The organism is Actinoplanes missouriensis 431, from assembly GCF_000284295.1.
In the GTDB taxonomy this organism is placed as follows: Bacteria; Actinomycetota; Actinomycetes; order Mycobacteriales; family Micromonosporaceae; genus Actinoplanes; species Actinoplanes missouriensis.
This window is the reverse complement of record NC_017093.1, coordinates 7,046,365-7,065,847: the sequence shown is the minus strand read 5'-3', so window position 1 is coordinate 7,065,847 and position 19,483 is coordinate 7,046,365. Positions and strand designations below refer to the sequence as shown.

The 19,483-nt window shown below is 72.9% G+C and carries 20 protein-coding genes; 11 read left to right on the top strand and 9 right to left on the bottom strand.

From position 1 onward, the window contains the following. Window positions 1-2: 2 nt before the first annotated feature. The 3 genes from AMIS_RS32285 to AMIS_RS32275 are packed head-to-tail and all read left to right on the top strand — an operon-like array spanning window position 3 to window position 3,445. Window positions 3-1,145 (top strand): sensor histidine kinase, encoded by a 1,143-nt coding sequence (locus tag AMIS_RS32285; protein ID WP_014446660.1) that lies wholly within the window; start codon window positions 3-5, stop codon window positions 1,143-1,145. Then, window positions 1,142-1,771: a response regulator transcription factor gene (locus tag AMIS_RS32280; protein WP_014446659.1), complete on the top strand. Its 630-nt coding sequence runs from the start codon at window positions 1,142-1,144 to the stop codon at window positions 1,769-1,771. The genes AMIS_RS32285 and AMIS_RS32280 overlap by 4 nt, the downstream gene beginning before the upstream one ends. Before the next feature lie 39 nt (window positions 1,772-1,810). Next, a complete protein-coding gene (locus AMIS_RS32275; RefSeq protein ID WP_014446658.1) occupies window positions 1,811-3,445 on the top strand; it encodes a S8 family serine peptidase in 1,635 nt (544 codons plus the stop codon). 4 nt (window positions 3,446-3,449) lie between these two features. Here the strand turns inward: AMIS_RS32275 and AMIS_RS32270 are convergent, their stop codons facing one another. Together AMIS_RS32270 and AMIS_RS32265 are read right to left on the bottom strand one after the other, a co-directional pair. Next, complete coding sequence (locus AMIS_RS32270) at window positions 3,450-3,932, bottom strand: NAD(P)H-dependent oxidoreductase (RefSeq protein WP_014446657.1); 483 nt, start codon at window positions 3,930-3,932, stop codon at window positions 3,450-3,452. An 11-nt stretch (window positions 3,933-3,943) separates the two neighbouring features. Beyond that, entirely contained in the window at window positions 3,944-4,447 is a 504-nt protein-coding gene (locus AMIS_RS32265; RefSeq protein ID WP_014446656.1) for a flavin reductase family protein, read from the bottom strand. Window positions 4,448-4,589: 142 nt separating this feature from the next. On the opposite strand from AMIS_RS32265, the gene AMIS_RS32260 reads away from it, so the two are divergent. Together AMIS_RS32260 and AMIS_RS32255 are read left to right on the top strand one after the other, a co-directional pair. Then, on the top strand, window positions 4,590-5,117 hold the full coding sequence (locus AMIS_RS32260) for a winged helix-turn-helix domain-containing protein (protein WP_014446655.1): 528 nt from the start codon (window positions 4,590-4,592) through the stop codon (window positions 5,115-5,117). A gap of 242 nt (window positions 5,118-5,359) precedes the next feature. Further along, window positions 5,360-6,391: a S1 family peptidase gene (locus AMIS_RS32255; protein ID WP_014446654.1), complete on the top strand. Its 1,032-nt coding sequence runs from the start codon at window positions 5,360-5,362 to the stop codon at window positions 6,389-6,391. A 416-nt stretch (window positions 6,392-6,807) separates the two neighbouring features. Here the strand turns inward: AMIS_RS32255 and AMIS_RS32250 are convergent, their stop codons facing one another. Continuing rightward, entirely contained in the window at window positions 6,808-7,740 is a 933-nt protein-coding gene (locus tag AMIS_RS32250) for a hypothetical protein (protein WP_157435147.1), read from the bottom strand. A 172-nt stretch (window positions 7,741-7,912) separates the two neighbouring features. Between AMIS_RS32250 and AMIS_RS32245 the strand changes: the two genes are divergently transcribed. Next, window positions 7,913-8,821 carry a serine hydrolase gene (locus tag AMIS_RS32245; RefSeq protein WP_014446652.1) on the top strand — a complete coding sequence of 303 codons (909 nt, stop codon included), beginning with the start codon at window positions 7,913-7,915 and terminating at the stop codon, window positions 8,819-8,821. Here AMIS_RS32245 and AMIS_RS32240 read toward each other — a convergent pair. The 3 genes from AMIS_RS32240 to AMIS_RS32230 are packed head-to-tail and all read right to left on the bottom strand — an operon-like array spanning window position 8,769 to window position 10,670. Continuing rightward, window positions 8,769-9,374 (bottom strand): DedA family protein, encoded by a 606-nt coding sequence (locus AMIS_RS32240; RefSeq protein ID WP_014446651.1) that lies wholly within the window; start codon window positions 9,372-9,374, stop codon window positions 8,769-8,771. The two genes, AMIS_RS32245 and AMIS_RS32240, sit on opposite strands and share 53 nt — an antisense overlap. Window positions 9,375-9,408: 34 nt before the next feature. Then, complete coding sequence (locus tag AMIS_RS32235; protein ID WP_014446650.1) at window positions 9,409-10,185, bottom strand: MBL fold metallo-hydrolase; 777 nt, start codon at window positions 10,183-10,185, stop codon at window positions 9,409-9,411. After that, window positions 10,182-10,670: a DUF1990 family protein gene (locus tag AMIS_RS32230; RefSeq protein ID WP_014446649.1), complete on the bottom strand. Its 489-nt coding sequence runs from the start codon at window positions 10,668-10,670 to the stop codon at window positions 10,182-10,184. Before AMIS_RS32230 ends, AMIS_RS32235 begins: the two co-directional genes overlap by 4 nt. Before the next feature lie 67 nt (window positions 10,671-10,737). Here AMIS_RS32230 and AMIS_RS32225 point away from each other — a divergent pair, with 67 nt between their 5' ends. From AMIS_RS32225 to AMIS_RS32205, 5 genes are read left to right on the top strand one after another with little or no spacing between them, the layout of a single operon-like run. Further along, window positions 10,738-11,685 (top strand): diacylglycerol/lipid kinase family protein, encoded by a 948-nt coding sequence (locus AMIS_RS32225; RefSeq protein WP_014446648.1) that lies wholly within the window; start codon window positions 10,738-10,740, stop codon window positions 11,683-11,685. Further along, a complete protein-coding gene (locus AMIS_RS32220) occupies window positions 11,682-12,686 on the top strand; it encodes a YihY/virulence factor BrkB family protein (protein ID WP_014446647.1) in 1,005 nt (334 codons plus the stop codon). The genes AMIS_RS32225 and AMIS_RS32220 overlap by 4 nt, the downstream gene beginning before the upstream one ends. An 18-nt stretch (window positions 12,687-12,704) precedes the next feature. Beyond that, window positions 12,705-14,177, top strand: a complete 1,473-nt coding sequence (locus tag AMIS_RS32215; protein WP_014446646.1) for a phosphatase PAP2 family protein — start codon at window positions 12,705-12,707, stop codon at window positions 14,175-14,177. Further along, entirely contained in the window at window positions 14,177-14,950 is a 774-nt protein-coding gene (locus AMIS_RS32210; RefSeq protein ID WP_014446645.1) for an endonuclease/exonuclease/phosphatase family protein, read from the top strand. Before AMIS_RS32215 ends, AMIS_RS32210 begins: the two co-directional genes overlap by 1 nt. Then, complete coding sequence (locus AMIS_RS32205; protein ID WP_014446644.1) at window positions 14,947-15,456, top strand: DinB family protein; 510 nt, start codon at window positions 14,947-14,949, stop codon at window positions 15,454-15,456. Before AMIS_RS32210 ends, AMIS_RS32205 begins: the two co-directional genes overlap by 4 nt. A 55-nt stretch (window positions 15,457-15,511) precedes the next feature. Here AMIS_RS32205 and AMIS_RS32200 read toward each other — a convergent pair whose 3' ends face one another. From AMIS_RS32200 to AMIS_RS32190, 3 genes are all read right to left on the bottom strand, one after another. Next, window positions 15,512-16,756, bottom strand: coding sequence for an RCC1 domain-containing protein (locus tag AMIS_RS32200; protein WP_157435146.1), 1,245 nt, complete (start codon window positions 16,754-16,756; stop codon window positions 15,512-15,514). A gap of 329 nt (window positions 16,757-17,085) precedes the next feature. Next, window positions 17,086-17,883 (bottom strand): alpha/beta fold hydrolase, encoded by a 798-nt coding sequence (locus AMIS_RS32195; RefSeq protein ID WP_014446642.1) that lies wholly within the window; start codon window positions 17,881-17,883, stop codon window positions 17,086-17,088. Between the two features lie 10 nt (window positions 17,884-17,893). Then, the gene (locus tag AMIS_RS32190; RefSeq protein WP_014446641.1) at window positions 17,894-19,462 is read right to left on the bottom strand and encodes a GGDEF domain-containing protein; all 1,569 of its coding nucleotides are present in this window, start codon (window positions 19,460-19,462) and stop codon (window positions 17,894-17,896) included. Window positions 19,463-19,483 lie beyond the last annotated feature (21 nt).

Below are 19,483 nucleotides of genomic sequence, written 5' to 3'. Positions count from 1 at the left end.
CCATGGGCCGGCGGGGACGTCTCTTCGACGTGCGGGACACGTTCACCCGGATGCTGTTGCTGAACACCTCCGGCGTGGTCTATCTGCTGCTGGCGCCGCGGGAGACCGGGGTGCCGGTGACCGGCCCGCAGTGGGCGCTCGCGGTCGCGGCGTTCTCCTCCGGGCTGCTGCTGCACCGCCGTCCGCCGATCAACCTGCTGGTGCAGACCGTGCTCTTCGCGGTGGCGCTGCGGACACTGGACGACTACACGATCAACCAGGTGGGCACGGCGTGGGCGATCGGCGAGGTGGCCCTCTGGGCGCCTTCCCGCCGGATGCTGTGGGGCAACGTCGGCCTGGTCGCCGCCGTCTACCTGATCTTCCACCGGACCGGCTCGCTCACCGAGAACCTGGTCGGCCTCTGCATCAACCTGGGCCTCCCGGTGCTCATCGGAACCGTCGTGCGGACCACCCGTGAGCTGGGCGTCCAGGCCGAGCGCCGGGCCCTCTCCGAGCAGCGGGCGGCCCGCGCCGACGAGCGCAGCGCGATCGCCCGGGAGCTGCACGACGTGGTCGCCCACCACGTCGCGTCGATGGTGCTCCGGGTGGGCGTGGCGCGGCACGTGCTGCCGGATCTGGAACCCGAGGTGGACGCCGTCTTCGACGACGTCCATCGGACCGGGACCGCGGCCCTGGCGGATCTGCGCCGGCTGGTCGCCGTGCTGCGCGACCCCGACGGGGTACGCGGTGACGCCGCCCTCACCGCGATCGACCCGTCCGCCCTGCCCGCCGCGCTGGACGGCGCCGTGGAGACCGCCCGGCGCGCCGGCGTGATCGTCGAGGCCGAGATCGACCCCGCGGTCGGCGCTCTCGACGCGGTCCGCGGCCTGGCCGTCCTCCGGCTCACCCAGGAGGCGCTCACCAACGTGGCCAAGCACGCCGGACCGTCGGCTCGCGCCAGCCTGCGTATCGTCCTCGCCGGCGATGATCTCGAATGGGAGGTGGCCGACGACGGCGGGGCTCCCGTGCGGGCCGCCCCACCCGGCGGCGGGCACGGCCTCGTCGGGATGCGGGAGCGGGTCGAGGTGCTCGGCGGTGTGCTGAACGCCGGGCCGCACGGGCCCGGCTGGCGGGTCGCGACGGTGATACCGGGGGAGAACTCATGATCAGGGTGTTGCTCGTCGACGACCAGCAACTCGTCCGGGCCGGGCTGCGGATGCTCTGCGACGCGGAGCCCGGCCTGGAGGTGGTCGGCGAGGCGGGTGACGGCCGGGCCGCGGTCGAGCTGGCCGCCCGGCTCGCACCCGACGTGATCGTGATGGATCTGCGGATGCCCGGCGTGGACGGGATCACCGCGACCAGCCGGATCGTCGGCGAGCGCCCGGCCGCGCGGGTGCTGGTGCTGACCACGTTCGGCGACGACGACCATCTCTACCCGGCGCTGCAGGCCGGCGCGTGCGGGTTCCTGCTCAAGGACGCCCCGCCGGCCGAGTTGCTGAACGGGATCCGGCAGGCGGCGGCGGGGGAGAGCCCGTACAGCCAGGAGGTGCTGCGCCGGCTGGTGCGGCGGGCGGTCGACGCGAAGCCCGAGCAGCCCCGCCGGATCGGCGGGCTGACCGCCCGCGAGCAGGAGGTGCTGGGCCTGGTCGGGGAGGGCTTGAGCAATGGTGAGATCGCTGAGCGGATGCACATCGGGGTGACCACCGTGAAGACCCACATCACCGCGCTGATGACCAAGACCGGCAGCCCGAACCGGGTGCGACTCGCATTGCTAGCGGCCCGCAACCTCTAGGGTCTCAAGCACTTTCCGATACGTCCGATCTCGCAGGGCATGCGTAAGTGGACCCTGACCGCGGCCGTGCTCGCCGCCGCCACCTCGATCGTCGCGCCGTCCCCGGCTCAGGCGGCGGCCACCGGCCGCTATGTGGTGACGCTCCAGCACCAGGGTCAGGTCAGCACGCTGAGCGCCGCCCCCGGCCGGGTCCTGCACCGGTTCGCCGGCTACCCCGGGTTCACCGCGGAGATGACCGCAGCCGAGGCGAGGCGGCTCGCCACCGACCCGGCCGTCCGCTTCGTCGAGCCGGACCGGGTGCTGCGCCTCACCGGCGCCCAGAAGAACCCGGCCTGGGGCCTGGACCGGTCCGACCAGCGCGGGCGGAGCCTGTCGAAGTCCTACCAGCCCTCCGCGGACGGCGACACGGTGCACGCCTACGTGATCGACACCGGCATCCGGACCAGCCACCAGCAGTTCGGCGGGCGGGCCTCGTACGGCTACGACTTCGTCGGCCGGGACAGCCGCGCGGACGACTGCAACGGCCACGGCACCCACGTGGCGGGCACGATCGGCGGCAGCACGTACGGGGTGGCGAAGAAGGTCAAGCTGGTCAGCGTCCGGGTGCTCGACTGCGAGGGTTCCGGCAGCCTCTCCGACGTGATCGACGGCATCGACTGGGTCACCGCGCACGCGGTCCACCCGGCGGTGGCGAACATGAGCCTCGGCGGCGACTGGAGCCCGGCACTGGACTCGGCGGTCACCAGGGCGATCACGTCCGGCGTGACGTTCGTGGCCGCGGCCGGCAACGAGAACAGCGACGCGTCGCTGGGCAGCCCGTCCGGCGTGCCGGAGGCGATCACCGTGGCCGCGTCGGACCGGAAGGACAAGCGGGCGCCGTTCTCCAACTGGGGCCGCGCCGTGGACCTCTTCGCACCGGGCGTGGACATCACCTCGGCGACCGCGGCCGGTAACACCGCGACGGCGACCTGGAGCGGCACCTCGATGGCCGCACCGCACGTGGCGGGCGCCGCCGCGCTGCTGCTCGACGCGAGCCCCGGCCTCACCCCGGCGCAGGTCCGCAACCAGCTGGTCGCGAACGCCACCAAGGGCAAGGTGTCCTCCCGGGCCGGGGCGCCGGACCGGCTGCTCTTCGTGCCGGCCCCGCCGAAGGCGCCGGCGATCACGACCTCCCGGACCGCCACGGCCACCGTGGGTGTCCCGTACTCGGCGAAGCTCTCCCTCGGCAGCAGCCGGCGCGGGGGCTGGAAGCTTGCGGCAGGCGCCCTGCCGGCGGGCCTGAAGCTCTCCGCCGGCGGGGTCCTCTCCGGCACGCCGACCGTGCCCGGGGACCGGACGGTGACCGTGCGGTTCACCGATTACGTGCCCCAGTCGGTGACCCGCCGCGTGGTGATCCCCGTGGTGACCGCCGCGCCGCGGATCGTGGAGACGTCGCTGGCCGACGCACCGGCCGGGAGTCACTACACCGAGCGGCTGACCGTGGCGGACGGCCGGGACGGCGTCTGGTCGGTGGAGTCCGGCACGCTGCCCGCGACGGTCGTCCTGGACCCGGCGACGGGCACCCTCGAGGGGACGGTCGACGAGGAGGTGGGTGCGCTGTTCACCTTCACCGTGCGGTTCACCGACGAGTTCGGTGGGACGGCGACCCGGACCTACACGCTCGCCGTGGTCTGATCCCTCACCAGTCCAGCGCTGCCGCGTACTTCTGGGCGATCTCCGCGGTCTCGGCCAGGTCCGCCTCGACCACGGGCAGGCCGGGCCGGACCGCGATCGCGCCGAGCTCGACCAGCAGCTGGCGCAGCAGAGCCTCCGCGGCGGCGGCCTGCGGCGCCACGCCGGCGGTCACCACCGGCACGGCCAGCTTGCCGGCGAGGGCCTGCGCCGGCAGCTGGTCCAGCAGAACCTTGAGCACGCCGGTGTAGCTGCCCTTGTAGGTCGGCGTGGCGACGACCAGCAGATTCGCCTCGGCGATGGCGGCGAGCGCGGTTCTCGTCGCGTCGTCGCCGGGGGTCAGCAGCCCGGCCCCGAGATCGCCGACCTCGATCACGTGCGGGTCCGGCGAGCCGATCCGCGCGGCGATCGCCGCGCCGACGGCGGTGGCCAGGACGGAGGTGCGTGAACCGGAGCGGGGATTGCCGGAGATCACGAGGATTCCCGTCACGATATGTCCTTTCAGGCGGCTTTCCGCAAGTTGTGATAGGTGCCGTCGTGATAGACCAGCGGCGTCGCCGCGAGGTCGTCGTGCACCGCGCCGGCCACCGGAGAGGCCAGCACGATCGTGTGGTCGCCGGCCTCGACCCGCCGGACCACCCGGCAGACCAGGCGGGCGAGGACCCCGCCGAGCAGGGGCACCCCGCCGGGGCCGATCTCCCAGTCGCCGTGCATGGCGAACCGGTCGATGCCCCGTGTGGAGAAGGTTCGCGCCACGTGCTCCTGCTCCTCGGTGAGCACGTGCACGGCGACGACGTCGGAGGCGGCCACCGCGGGCCAGGCCGACGCGCTGTGCGCAAGGCAGAAGGAGACCAGCGGCGGGTCGAGGGAGACCGAGGTGAACGAGGTCGCCGTGAAACCGGCCGGCTGCTCGTCGCCCGGCGCGGTGATCACCACGACGGCGGCGGCGTGCCGGCGGAGCAGGGTACGGAAGAGATCGGCGTCCACGAGTGAGCTGACGGTCATGGGGGTTCCCCCTCGATGTGTTGAGACGCCCGCCACTGCGCTGCGGGATACCTATCTAACAGATAGGAAATGTATCCTTGCCTTGCGCCGGCCGCAATCGCCGGCGCCACCTGTTGGTCCGATCACACATTCAGGAGCCGAGATGTCTGCTCTCGCCGTCGCTCATCCGCACGCCGCCTATCCCCGTCCGGTCCTGCTGCGACCGCTGCCGCCGCCGGCGCCCGAGGATGAGCCGGTCACCGTGACGATCAGCATCAGCGGCGGCGCCGACGGCCGGGAGCGGATCCTGGCCGCGCTGCGGGAGCTGGTCGACGCGGCCGGCCCGTCCGCGGCGGTCGAGCTCGAGCCGGTCGCGCCGGCGCCGCGCGCGGACGGCGGAATCCAGCTCGATCCCCGCGCGCGGACCGCGTTCCGGGCCGGCCGGCTGCTGGAGCTCAGCCGCCTGGAGTACGACCTGCTGCTCTTCCTCTCCCGCCACCCGCGCCAGGTGTTCAGCCGGTCGCAGCTGCTCACCCACGTCTGGGGTCACCGGCACACCACGAACCGGACGGTCGACGTCCACGTGAGCCGGCTGCGCACGAAGCTCGACGACCCGGAGCTGATCACCACCGTCTACGGCCTGGGTTACCGGCTCGCCGACGACGCGCCGATCACCGTCGTGGACCGGTGACCTCCGTGTGTCGATGTTGTTGCCGCGCTGAGACGGCCGCTCACATTATTCATCGGTCATTCATCCCGAAAGGGTCATAGGCCGACGATATGGAGCGGTCGTTTCGCCTGCTCATGCACGAGTTGATCAGGTTTGGGTGATCCAGTTGGCACCCTTGCCAGCACATTGATCGATTTAAATACTAGCGAGCACGGGTGCGCCTGACCGGTGCACCAGACCTACCCGTCCCCCTGGGAGGAACCGTGCTCAACCCGAAGCTGCGCCGGCCGATCGTCGGCTTGGCCGTGGGCGTGCTCGTCGGCAGCGGACTGGCCGCCATGCCCGGCCCCGCCTCTGCCGCCCCCGCCGCTGACGCCTCAGCCCTCGCCGTCGCTCTCGACTCCAAGCTCGGCACCCGTGACGCCGGGTCCTACCTGGACTCCGCCGGCAAACTCGTGGTCAACGTGACCGACTCCGCCACCGCCGCCGAGGCCCGCGCGGCCGGCGCGACAGTGCGCTACGTCGCTCGCAGCGGCGCCACCCTGGCCGCCGCCGACAACACGCTGAAGTCCACCCTGAAGACCCCCGGCACCGCGTTCGCCGTCGACCCGGTCAGCAACCAGGTCGTGGTCAGCGTCGACGAGACAGTCACCGGCGCGAAGCTTGCCGCGGTCAAGGCCACCGTCGCGAAGCTCGGCGACACCGCCCGGATCGAATCCGTCGCCGGCAAGATGAGCATCAAGATCTCCGGTGGCGACGCGATCTACGCGCCCAGCGGCGGCCGCTGCTCGCTCGGCTTCAACGTGCGCAACAGCGCCGGCACCTACTTCTTCCTCACCGCCGGCCACTGCACGAACATCTCCTCCACGTGGACCAACGGCTCGACGACGCTCGGCACCCGTACCGGCAGCAGCTTCCCCGGTAACGACTACGGCATCGTCCGCTACACCAACACGTCGATCACCAAGACCGGCGGCGTCGGCTCGATCGACATCGCCTCCGCCTCCACCCCGGCCGTCGGCGCCACGGTCTACCGCCGCGGCTCCACCACCGGCACCCGTTCCGGCCGCGTGACCGCCCTGAACAGCACGGTCAACTACGCCGAGGGCTCGGTCTCCGGCCTGATCCGCACCACCGTCTGCGCCCAGCCCGGCGACAGCGGCGGCCCGCTCTACTCCGGCAGCACCGCCCACGGCCTGACCTCGGGCGGCTCCGGCAACTGCAGCACCGGCGGCGTCACCTACTTCCAGCCGGTGGTCGAGGCCCTCAACGCCTACGGCGTCTCCGTCTACTGACAATCCCCATCTCGTCGGTCCGGCGTCCCCGATCGGGGGCGCCGGCCCTTTTTCCGGGTACGCCCCGAGCAGCCCCCAACCGCATCACCGCGTCCCCGCCTTCGCCACCCCTGACGCCCCTTCCGCCGGCGCTTCCCGCCGCCACCCCCGGCCCACCCCGCAAGCCCACTCCGCAAGCCCACTCCGCAAGCCCACTCCGCAAGCCCACTCCGCAAGCCCACCCCGTCCGCGCTCGAAGCCGGCTCGTGCCCGAGCCGTAGCGCAGCGCGGTGATCAAGCCGGTTTAGCCCGCGCCGGCTACGGCTGAGGGGTCCGGGCCGTAGCTGAGCACGCTCATCAGGCCGGCACGCTCATCAGGCCGGTTCGACCTGCGGCGGCTACGGCTCGGAGGGCGCTGCGGGCGAATCGGGCTGCTGTCAGGCGTCGTGGACTCGCTCCTCGCCGCGGCGGCGGAGGAGCTTCAGGCCCGGCAGCCCGGCGATCGCCAGGTGCAGGTCCTCGGTGACCTCGAGCAGTTTGTGCAGGTCCGGCCCGACCTGGTCGAGCTTGCCGAGAAGCGGCATCACGTCGTTGACCAGGTGGTCCCGCAGCTGCGGGAGCTGGTCCACCATCCGGATCGCGGCGGTCACCTCGTCCGGCGTCAGCTCGGCGACGAACCGGGCGGCGAGCGGCGCCGCCTGCCGCAGCGTCGGGGCGTATCCGTTGAGCAGCACCTCGACCTCGCCGGTCAGGGCGTCCGCCCGGCCGACCACGGCCTCTGCCTGATCCGCGACACCGGACGCGGACGTGACGATGCCGCGTGCCGAGTCGGTGAGCCCGGCCACCTCGGCGATCGTCCCGGAGGCCGCCGTGGTGATGGAGGAGACCTCGCCGACCGCTGACTTGGCCGCTGTCGTGATCGCGCCGACCTCGCCGAGCGCGGCCGCCGCGTCCCCGACCACGACGCCCGCCGCCTCGGCGGTGACCGAGGCGCGGCGAACCAGGTCGCCGGCCGCCGACGAGATGGTGGCGGCTTCCTCGATGGTGAGGGCGGCGGCGGTGGCGATCGCGCGGGCGTCACCGACAGTAGTCTCCGCGCTGTTCGCCACCAGGGTCACCTTGGTGATCAGTTCCTCGGCCTGGGCGACGGCGGTGCTGACCCGGCCGATCAGATCCTCGGCCTCGCCGGCGACCAGGTTGACCCGGTTCAACAGCAGTTCTGCCTGGCTGATCAGGCCGACCGCGCGTACCGGAATGGTCGCGGCGGTCGCCGCCGTCTCGATCACCTGGCCGATTGCGGACCGGGTCAGGTCGGCGGCGGCTGCGGGAGCCGCCAGCGCGGCACGGGTGAGGGCCGAGAGGATTGCCATGCCTCCCATCATGCGCCTGCCTCGCACCCGCCACCGGTCACGGACGGTACGGGTGTGCTGCCCCACGGTCGAAAGTCGGGCACTCTTACAGATTCCACAGGCTTCCGGGCGGCATCGAGGGCCCGGGACACGGCACTATGCATGAGTGCGACGTACCCGGAATCTCATCCTGATGGTCGCCGCCGCCGGCATCCTGGGCGGCGGTGTGCTGGTGGCGAGGGGCATGACCGGCGACGGTTCCGCCGCGAGCGCGGTGCCGCTGGCCGGCGCGTTCAAGCAGGCCCCGCCGGCCGCCGCGCCGAAACCGAGCGCGAGCCCGACCCCGACCGGCCCGAGCCCGGAGGAGCTGGCAGCGCAGGAGCGGGCGAAACGCGTCAAGGCGCTGAACGCCGCGCTGAAGAAGTATGCGGCCACCGTCCCCGAGTTCTCCGTGGCGGTGCTCGACAAGACCACCGGCGAGGCGTACTCCTACCGCGGCGACGAGAAGTACGAGACGGCCAGCGTCGTGAAGGTGCAGGTCCTGGCATGCCTGCTGCTCACCGCGCAGGACAGGGGCCGCAAGGTCACGTCGAGCGAGGACGCGCTCGCCAAGAAGATGATCAGGTACAGCGACAACGCGGCCACCACGTCGCTCTTCAGCAAGCTGGGCCGGGCGAGCGCGATCAGTGCCTGCAACAAGCGCCTCGGCCTCACCCAGACCAGGGTGAGCAGCTCGTGGGGCCTCACCCGGACCACGGTGAAGGACCAGGTGAAGCTGCTCGACGCGCTGGTCGACGAGAAGGGCGAGCTGACGGCGGCGTCCCGGAAGTACGCGGACACGCTGATGAGCACGGTCGCCGAGGATCAGGACTGGGGTGTCCCCGCGGTCGCGAAGGCGGGGGAGGAGGCGACCGTGAAGAACGGCTGGCTCTCCCGGTCCACCGAGAACGGCCGCTGGATCATCAACTCGGTCGGCCGGATCACCGACGACGACACGGACGTCTCGATCGCGGTGCTGTCGCACCTGAACAAGACGATGCCGAGCGGGATCACGGTGGTGGAGAAGGCGGCGAAGCTAACCCGGACGCATTTGAAGTATTGACCGACCGCCGCCGGGAGAACCAGGTCATCGACTGGTTGACGATCAGGATCAGCACGACCGCGGCGATCACCCCCTGCCACGGCTCGGGGAAGATCGAGCCGCCGGCCAGCCCGATCGCGGCGTAGACGACCGACCAGAGCGCGCAGGCCGGGACGTTCGCGACCACGAACGTCCGCCAGGGCAGGCCGACGAACGCGGCGGCGAGCAGTACCGGCACCCGGCCGCCCGGAATCAGCCGGGACACCAGCAGGACCGGGACCTGTTTCTCCTCCAGGCGATGCTTGACCGAGGCGAGCCGCTGCTCGTCGCGCAGCCAGCGCAGCCGCCGGGCCAGCGATTCCCCGCCGAGCCGGCACATCGCGTACATCACCAGGTCACCCACGTACGCCCCGGCGGCCCCGGCGATCAGGACCAGCACGATGGTGAGCGGCTGGGTGTGGAACGCGAGGGCGGCGGCGCCGCTCACCGCCGCGCCGGTCGGGACGACAGGCACGATCGCGCCGAACGCCACGATCGCGAAGAGCGAGGCGATGGTGCCGAGTTCAGCGATCACTCCGGGCCTCCGGGGCCGGACCGGACGGATGTGATCATGCCGCCGGCCCCACCGTCAGAGTCTCGCCGTGTGCCAGCACCCGCACCCGGGTCTCCGGTGACGTGCGGGCGGCGTGCTCGGCGAACCGCGCCCCCGGCTCGTCGAACATGTGCCGCCGGATCCGGCCCATCCCGGCCGGCCAGAGCGTGCCGTAGTGCACCGGCACCGCCCAGGCCGTCTTGACCCGGCGCAGCGCCTCGGCCGCGTCCACCGCGTCGAGGTGGCCGTGCGCGCCGAGCGTCGGCCCCCAGCCGCCGACCGGGATCAGCGCCAGGTCCAGCGGCCCGATCGAGGACATCTCGTCGAAGAGTCCGGTGTCGCCCGCGAACCAGGTGCGCGCGCTGCCCTCGATGACGTAACCGAGGGCGACGGCTCGTTCCCGCGACCACGGGCCGCGGCCTCCGTCGTGCCGGGCGGGGACGGCGCGGACCCGTACCCCCGCAATGGTCGTCTCCTCACCCGGCGCGACCTCGATCACGCGCTGGGCCGCCGCGCGGCCCAGCGCTTTCGCGGTGAACGACCCGGCGCCGCGCGGAACCACGAGAAGAGGTGAACCGGGCACGGCTTTCAGCGAGGCGGCGTGGAAGTGGTCGGCGTGCAGATGCGACAGGAGCACGGCGTCGGGCGCCCCGGGCAGCGACGGCGTCGGGCCGGCCATCCGGCGCAGGTGGGCGAGGCGGTCGGTGAGCACCGGGTCGGTGAGCAGGGTGACGCCGGAGTCGGCGAGCCAGACGGTGCTGTGTCCCCACCAGGTGACCGATGTCGTACTCACGACGTAACGGTACTCACCCGCCGTAGCGCCCGGCCGCACAGGCGCGCGTACAGGTGCTGGAACCCCACCGCCACCGGACCGCCGAGCCGCATCAGGGTCCCGGCCGGGCGGCTGAACGCGGTGACCGTGAACCACACGTCGCCCCGGTCGTCGATCTCGACCTGGAACGCCTCCTCGCCGGTGGCAGGGTGACCGGGGCGGGTCCCGTACCCGAAGCCGTGCTCGGAGACCCAGACAACCTCGCAGGGCGCGCGCAGCGGGCCCAGGCCCACGGTGAGCCGGACGCCGGGAGCGGCGCGCCCGGCGTCGGCGACGATCCGTGCCCCGGTGGCCCGGTGCATCGCGAACGTGAGAATCGCCTCGCCGGCCCGGGTGAGGACGGCCTCGCCGGCGCCGATCCGGGTGCGGTAGCGCAGGTGGCGGTACCCGGCCGGGAGCGGGCCGGTACGGGTCGCCCCGACGTGTGGATAAGTCAGCTCGGTCACCTGTGCAGTGTGCCTCCCGGCGTCACTCGGGTCGCCGGGGTGCCGGGCGTCCGGCACACTGAGCACCGTGACTGGACCCCGCTCCGCCGTCGTGGTGAACCCCGTCAAGGTGGCCGATCTCGATCATTTGCGTGCCGCCGTCGGCGAGGCTCTGCAGAAGGCCGGCTGGCCCGAGCCCCGGTGGTACGAGACGACGCCCGAGGACCCCGGCCGTGGCCAGGCGAAGAAGGCGATGGCGGACGGCGCCGAGCTGGTCTTCGCGTGCGGCGGCGACGGCACGGTGACGGCTGTCGTCACCGCCCTGGCCGGGACGAGGACCGCGCTGGCCGTCCTCCCGGCCGGCACCGGCAACCTGCTCGCCGCGAACCTGGGCCTCGGCACCGACCCGGCTACCGGCCTGCAGGTGGCGCTCGAGGGCGGCCGCCGCCGGATCGACGTCGGCATGATCGACGACAGGTGTTTCGTGGTGATGGCCGGCATGGGCTTCGACGCCCAGATGCTGGAGGACACGTCGGAGACCGCGAAACGGCGGATCGGCTGGCTGGCGTACGTCGGAGGCGCCGCCAAGCACCTGCTGGACCGTCCGATGCGGGCCCGGATCCGGCTGGACGGCGGCGCGCCGATGCCCCGCCACCCGCGCGCGATCATCGTGGGCAACGTGGGCCGGTTGCAGGGCGGCGTGCGGCTGCTCAGCAAGGCCGAACCGGACGACGGCAAGCTGAACGTGGCGATCCTCAGCCCGGCGAACCTGGCGCACTGGGCGGCGCTCGCCTGGGCGGTGCTGCGCCGGCAGGACCGGGTGCCGCTGATGGAGACGTACACCGCATCGCGTGTGGAGATCTACAGCAACCGGGCACAGCCCCGGCAGCTGGACGGAGATCTGATCGCACCGGGGAAGGTCATGAAGATTCACGTACGACCGAAAGCGCTGCTGCTCTGCGTGCCGCAGCCGGACGCCGACCCCGACCTGGCGGAGGACGCCGGCGCCGTGGCCGATCGGGCGGAACAGCTTTGAGCAGTACCGAACCGGTCCCCGAGACCCGCACGATGTCCGGGGACGAGCTCTCCGCCGACGACGCGTTCGTGGCGCTGCGGCACTACGGCCGGTGGCCGCTGCTGCGGGACGCGTTCATCCGGTTCCGGTACGGCGACGGCTTCAGCCACTCCCGGGCGTTCGCGCTGCAGCTGTGCCTGGCGATCGTGCCGTTCCTGATCGCGCTCTCCGGCCTGGCCACGGATCTCGGGGTGGAGTCCGGCGGCCAGGTGGTCGCGGACACCGTCATCGCGCTCACCCCGGGGGCGAGCGAACCCGTGGTCCGCGAGCTGCTGGACGACGGCGACAAGACCGAGGAGGCCGGCGAGCTGGCCCTGGCGCTCGGTATGGTGACCGGCCTGGTGGCGCTGACCACGGCGATGGCGCAGGTGGAGCGGGGCGCGAACCGGATCTACGGGGTGGAGCGGGATCGCCCGGCGATCGCGAAGTACATCCGGGCCGCGGTCCTCGCGTTCACCGCCGGGCTGCCCGCGCTCTTCGGCTTCCTGCTGCTCGTGGCGGGCCGGGCGGCGGGGGAGTCGGCGGAACGCGAGTTCGGCCTGCCCGGCGGGGTCCGGGTGGCGTGGGACGTGGTGCGCTGGCCGGTCAGCCTGGCGCTTATCGTGTTCGCGGTCGGCGCGCTGTTCCGGTACTCGGCGCGGCGCAAGCAGCCGGCGCTGTCCTGGCTGCTCTTCGGTGCCGTGGTGGCGACCGTGCTCTGGTGGATCGCGAGTCTGCTGCTGGCCGGGTACATCCGGGTGAGTGACAGCTTCGGCGCGACCTACGGGCCGCTGACCGCGATCATGGCGTTGCTGCTCTGGGCGAACCTGACGGGTGTCGCGTTCTTCCTGGGTCTGGCGTTCGCCGCGCAGCTGGAGGCGAGCCGGGTGGGCGCCCGGCCCGCGCAGGAGGACCAGTGGGAGCCGGAACCGGACATCCCGGCACAACGGGCACCCGGTGTACCGGTCGAACCGTCCGGGTAAGAACGGCGCGTGGCGCAGATGGATGACACCCGTGTGGTAGAGCGCACCGGCTGGGCGCCGGTCCGGCACTTCGCCGAGCGCAGCGTGCTCGGCTTGATCGCGGTGCTGGCGGTCGGCCTCGGCTTCGGCGTGCTGTTGCTGCTGGTCCGGTTCCACTGGGGACCGCTGCAGGACCTCGACCGGTCGGTGGCGGACGGCCTGAACCGCTGGGCGTCCGGCTCGGAGACAGTGGTCGCGGTGCTGCAGCAGATCTCCTCGGCCGGCGGGCGCGGCTTCATGATTCCGCTGGTCGCGCTGCTGGTGCTGATGCTGATCATCCGGCGCCGGCCACGCCCGGCGCTCTACCTGGTGGTCACCGGCCTCGGGGCGATGATCCTGGACCCGTCGCTCAAGGCGCTGATCGGCCGGGTCCGCCCGGTCGTCGAGGTCCCGGTCGCGACCGCGCCCGGCAACAGCTTCCCGAGCGGGCACGCGCTCGGTTCGATGGTCGTCTACGGGATGATCGTGCTGGTCTTCCTGCCCGCCGTGCGGCGCCGGTGGCGGCCGTTCTTCATCGGCGCGGCGGCGGTGATCGTCGCGGCGATCGGGTTCACCCGGATCGCGCTCGGCGTGCACTTCCTCTCCGACGTCCTCGCCGGGTGGCTGCTCGGCGTGGCGTGGATCAGCGCTACCGCGTACGCGTTCCGGATGTGGCGCCGCGAGGCCGGCCACACCGATCCGCACCTGACCGACGGCCTGGAGCCGGAGGCCGGTCCGGACCTGCGCCTGGCGCCCGCCGAGGGCCCGGTCCTACCGCACCCGTGGGCCAAGGCCGCCGAGATCCTGGTCGGCTGGGTGTTCGTCTTCGGTCTGCTCTACCTGGTCGGATACACGGTGACCCGGTGGACGCCGGGCTTCGACACCGGCTTCGTCGAGTGGCTGCAGACGTTCCGCACCGAGCGTCTCGACAAGTGGAGCTGGGCATGGAGCAAGGCCGGTGACACGCACGCGATCCTCTTCATCTCGCTGATCTTCTGCCCGCTCGCGCTGGCGCTCTGGCGGCAGTGGCGCCCGGTGCTGTTCCTGGTGCTGACCATGGTCGGCGAGCTCACCCTCTTCCTCTGCGCGGCGGCCGCGGTCGGCCGTCCCCGCCCGCCGGTCGAGCAGCTCGACGGCCAGATGCCGACCTCGTCGTTCCCGTCCGGCCACATCGCCGCGACGATGTGCCTCTGGGCCGCCATCGCGATCATCACGATGGCCCGGATTCGTCAGCCCTGGCGCTGGATCTTCCCGGCGCTCGCGGTGATCATGCCGCTCGGCGTGGCGCTCTCCCGCATGTACCGGGGCATGCACCACCCCACCGACATGCTGGGCGCCGCCATCCTCACCACCGCCTGGCTGACCGTCCTCTGGTTCACGATCCGCCCGAACGCGCACCCCGCATCGGCCACCGAGGCAGCGTCAGAAGCGGTCGCGGCGACTGATTCTGATCGCCTAGAGCCGGCCCGCTGATGCTGCGGTTCCTGACCTGGAACATCCGCCTCGGCGGAGGCGATCGCCTTCCGGCGATCATCGAGGTGGTCAAGGCCGAGCGACCGGACATCCTGGCGGTCCAAGAGCTTCGCGATTTCGACGGGTACGGGGGACGGAAACTCACCGCCTTCGCCGAAGCCACCGGCATGACGGCGCACCTGTCCCGCTCGGTGTTCGGTCAGCCGGTGGCGGTGCTGGTCCGTCCACCGCTGCGGATCACCCGCCGGTCGAGCGTGCGCTGGCGTCTCCATCACGCGGCGGCCGCCGTCACGGTCCCCACGGCGGCCGGCCCGCTGACCGTGGTGAGCACCCACCTCAACCCGTTCTCCCCGTACCGCCGGATGCGCGAGGCCCGCTGGCTGGCCGCCCGCCACGCCACCGGTTCCGGCCTGACCTTGATCGCCGGCGACCTGAACGGCCTGGCCCCCGCCGAGGACCACGCGGCGGCGCTGGCCGAGCTGCCGCCCCGCTACCGCCCGCGCCACGTGAGCCCGTCCGGCGAGCCGGACACCCGCGCGGTGGCCGCCTTCCTGGAGGCCGGCTTCACGGACCTGGGCCGCACCGCCGGAACCACCGTGCCCACCACGGGCCTGGGCGGCAAGGAGTTCGGCTCGATGCGCCTCGACTACGTGCTGGTCAGCCCGCGGCTGGCGAGCCGGGCCGGCACCCCGCAGGTCATCCGCACCGAGCTGACGGATCACGCTTCGGACCACTATCCGGTACGCGTGGACCTGGACATACTCGGCGGATGACCATCGAGTTCCCCGCACCGACGACGCCCGCCGCCGACCAGGCCGAGGTCTTCGTCCGCTACCTGGACTACTACCGGGAGACCCTGCTGTCCAAGGTGGCCGCGCTGCCGGCCGCCGAGCTGCGCGCCAGCCGCCTGCCCTCCGGCTGGACCCCGCTGGAGCTGGTCAAGCACCTGCGCCACGTGGAACGCCGCTGGATCGAGTGGGGTTTCCAGGGCGCCCCCGTCGACGACCCGTGGGCCGACCGCCGTGACGACCGCTGGCACGTCGGCCCCGCGGAGTCCCTGGAGCAGCTGACCGCCGAGCTGCGCGCCCAGGGCGAGCACACCACGGCCGTCGCCCGCGGGACCGCCCTGGACGCGATCGGCCGGCCGGGTCCCCGCTGGGACGGCGCCGACCCGGCCTCCCTGGAGCGGATCCTCTTCCACCTGCTCCAGGAGTACGCCCGGCACACCGGCCACATCGACATCGTCGCCGAACTGACGGGCGGCCCCACCGGCGAGTGACGCCGGCGGGACCGCGCTGTTCGGGTGGGCCGCGCTGTTCGGGTGGGCCGAGCGGTCAGGCGAAGGTCACCTGGCGCGGGTCCGGGCGGGTGGCCGTGGTGCCGTCCCCGAGCTGCCCGGAGGCGTTGTCGCCCCAGCACCACAGGGTGCCGCTCGCCCGGACGGCGCAGTTGTGGAAACCGGCCGCCACGTCGGCGGTCCAATCCGAGGCGGCGCCGATGCGCACCGGGGCGTACCGGTGGGTCGTGGTGCCGTCGCCGAGCTGGCCTGAGGTGTTGTTGCCCCAGCACCAGAGCGAGCCGTCGATGCGCGTCCCGCAGGCGGTGTCCAGGCCGGCGCGGACGCCCGCCCAGTCGGTGGCCGTGCCGACCTGCACCGGCGTGGTCCGGTAGATGCCGGTGACACCGAGCTGGCCGTAACCGTTCTCACCCCAGCACCACAGCGTGCCGTCGGTGCGGGTCGCGCAGGTGGAGAAGAACCCGGCCGTCAGGGTGTCCCAGCTGGTCAGGGTGCCGACCTGGCCCGGGGTGGTCCGGTAGCTGAGCAGGCCGAGACCGAGCTGCCCGGCCGAACTGTCGCCCCAGCACCACAGGGTGCCGTCGGTGCGGGTGGCGCAGGTGTGCGCGTAGCCGGTGGCCACGTTCGCCCAGGTGGTGGCCGTGTCCACGCGCTGCGGTGCGGTGGCGGTGTAGACGACGGCGCCGTCACCGAGCTGCCCGAGGCGGTTGAAGCCCCAGCACCACAGTGTCCCGTCGGTGCGGACCGCGCACGTGTGGCTGTCGCCGGTGCTGACCGTGGCCCAGTCCGTCCCGGCGCCGACCTGGACGGGGGTGGTACGCCGGGTGGTCGTGCCGTCGCCGAGCTGGCCCCGGGTGTTGCTTCCCCAGCACCACAGGCTGGCATCGGCACGGATGCCGCAGGTGAACCCGGTGCCGGCGTCGACGGCCACCCAGGTCGCGTCACCGACCCGCGCCGGGGTGGCCCGGGTCGTGGTCGTGCCGTCACCGAGCTGGCCGCTGCTGTTGCTTCCCCAGCACCAGAGCCCGCCGTCGGCGCGGATGGCGCAGGTGTGCGCGTAGCCCGAGGCCAGGTGGGCCCGGATCGGGGCGGCAGCGTTCGCAACTCCGGCCGCGCTGGCCGTCTTGGCTGCGCTGGCCGTCTTGGCTGCGCTGGCCGTCTTGGCTGCGCTGGCCGTCTTGGCTGCGCTGGCGGCGCCGGCCGCGTTCGCTACCCCGGCGGCGGTGGCTGCGCCGGACGTCCCGGCGAGGCCGGCCACCGTGATTCTGAGCAACAGTGCCATGGCGGTGCCTGCTGCCCGCCGCATTCGTCCTGTTCTCCGCACGCGACGCCCCTCTTCCCCAGCCAATGTTAAGGATCGATGAATATCGTCACATGGGAGCGCTCCCAGGGCAATGCCGGAGCCTCAAGCCGAGTCTGGCCCTCGGCCGTGCCGCCCGGCGGCGCCCCCGCGCCTGCGCCGCCCGCGCCGCCCGTCCCCAGCCCGGCCCGGCCCGCCCCGCCCCCCAGCCCGGCCCGCCCCGCCCCGCCCCCCAGCCCGGCCCGGCCCGCCCCGCCCCCCAGCCCGGCCCCGCGCCGGGGCCGGCGGCGGGTCGCGCCGGCCCGCGCCCGTCAGGGGCGGGGAACGACGGGACTGATCACGCTGCGGTCGGGGACTGCTCTGCGCGTACCCATCGAAAGAAAGCCCGCGATGGCATCCGCGCTGCGCCGGCCCGACGTCGTCATCACGTTGTGGGCCGCCCGGGGAATCGTGATCGCCACCCCGCCGGTAGCGCTCGTGACGCTCGCCCGCCAGCGCAGCGGGGCGATCGGATCGAGCTCGCCGCCGAGGATCAGGGGGCGCACCGGGAGCCGGGCCAGGTCGTCTTCGATCCGGTTGCGGACCGAGTGATCCACTGTCGCGAGCACACGCCACAGCCCGGCCTGCAGCGCGTCCCGGGCGATCATCGGTGCCTGGGCGGGTGCTTCCACCAGCATGTCCACCAGGAACCGGCGGATCAGGCCGGACCGCGATCGGGCCACCGGATCGGCGGTCGGGCCGGCCAGCACGAGCCCGGCCACCAGCGCGGGCCGGTCGGCGGCGAGACGCGCGACCACCTCGGCGCCGAACGAGTGCCCGGCCAGGCAGACCGGGCCGAGACCGAGCGTGTCCAGCCAGGCGCCCAGGTGGTCCCCGTGCCGGGTGACGTCCCAGGCTGCCGGCGGCTTGTCGCTGCGGCCGAAGCCGGGCAGGTCCGGGACCAGCACCGGATGCCGGCCGGCCAGGGCGCGGGCGGTCGGCAGGAGATAGCGGTGCGAAACCGCGAGCCCGTGCACGAAGACCACCGGCAGGCCCGGCGACGCTGTGCAGAACCGGTCATGGGTGCGGAGTCCGGCAACGGTGGTCCAGCGGCTGTGGAAGATCGGCACCTGTGGTCTGTTACCCGCAGGCGTCGGTCGTCACCCGGTCGCGGCCGGTGCGCTTCGCGGCATAGAGGTTGCGGTCCGCCTGGGAGAGCAGCGCCGAGAAGGTGCCCCGGCCGTCCGGCGTAGTCGTCACCCCCACGCTCGTGGTCACCGGGACGGCGCCGGTGATCGGCTCCCAGCCGTGCGCGCGGATCCGCAGCCGGAGCCGCTCGCAGCGCTCCGCCGCCTCGTCGGCCTCGACGCCCGGATAGATCAGCAGGAACTCCTCGCCGCCCATCCGGGCCGCCGTGCCGGACGTGCCGGCGGCCTCCACCAGCAGCTCCGCGATGTGCTGCAGGACGGTGTCGCCGGTGGTGTGCGAGAACGTGTCGTTGATCCGTTTGAAGTGGTCCAGGTCGACGATGGCGAGGGAGAGCGGGCGACGGCGGGCGGCGGCCTCCAGGAGCAGGGCCGGCACCCGCTCGTTGATGTAACGGCGGTTGTAGAGGCCGGTCAGCGCGTCCCGGTGGGCCATCTCGCGGAAGTGCTCGCTGACCCGGCGGGCCTCGTTCGCCTCGAAGACGGCCTGCAGCGCGCGGGCCCGGGCGTCCCGCTGCGCCGAGTGCAGCGCGCTGGACTCGGCGTGGAAGGCGCGGTGCTCCTCGTAGGCCTCGGCGAAGCGACCGGTCGCGGCGTACAGCGCGGCCTGCTCCTCGCGGACCCGGGCGCTGACCGCGGCGAGCTCCCGTTCGGCGCAGAGCACCCGGGCCGCGTCGAGCGCCTCCTGCGCGGCGTCGAACCGTCCGCTGCGGCGGCGGGTCAGTGCGAGCGTGAGCAGGCATTCGGCGACGGCGTCGCCCTCGTTCGCGGCGACCTGGTCGGCGAGGACCGGCAGCAGCAGCTCCTCGACGGCGTCGAACCTGTCGCCCATCAGCTCGACCCGGGCCATCGTGTCGATCTCGTTGGCGCCGAACCGGTGCCCGGTCCGCTGCTGGATCTCCTGCATCTGGCCGACCAGCATCCGCGCGGACGGCTCGTCGTCCAGCTCGAACGCGCTGTACGCCAGGTTGTTCAGCACCAGCACGGTCAGCTCGGTGTCACCGGCGGCCGCCGCCAGGGCGAGGGCCTCCCGGGCCCGGCGTTCGCCGTCCATCGGCGAGCCGCCCTCCTCCAGCGCGACGGAGAGCGACAGCAGGTGCCGCGCCCGCACGTTGCCCGGCACGTCCTCGGGCAGCATGGCGACGCTCTGCACGGCGTGGGTCAGGCCCTCGGAGAAGTCGCCGACGGCCCGGTAGAAGATGGAGAGCTCCCGGTGCGCCCGGGCCAGCACGTACGGCACGTTGTTCTGTTCCGCCCAGGCGCGCACCTGGTGGGCGAGCTGTCCGCCCTCGCCGGTGCGGCCGTCGCGGAGCAGGACCGCGGCGCGCAGCAGCAGGGCACGCTGCGCCAGCTCGTCGGCGCCGAGCTCACGGGCCTGCCGTTCGACCTCCTCGGCCGGGGCCCGAACGGCGCGGAACTGTGACATGGGACGGCCCTCGAGCTCCTCGACGGCGCGTTCCAGCGCGTCGAGGGCGGGGGCACAGTTCGCCGTCTCGGTCGTCACTGGCCCTACTTTCCTCGATCA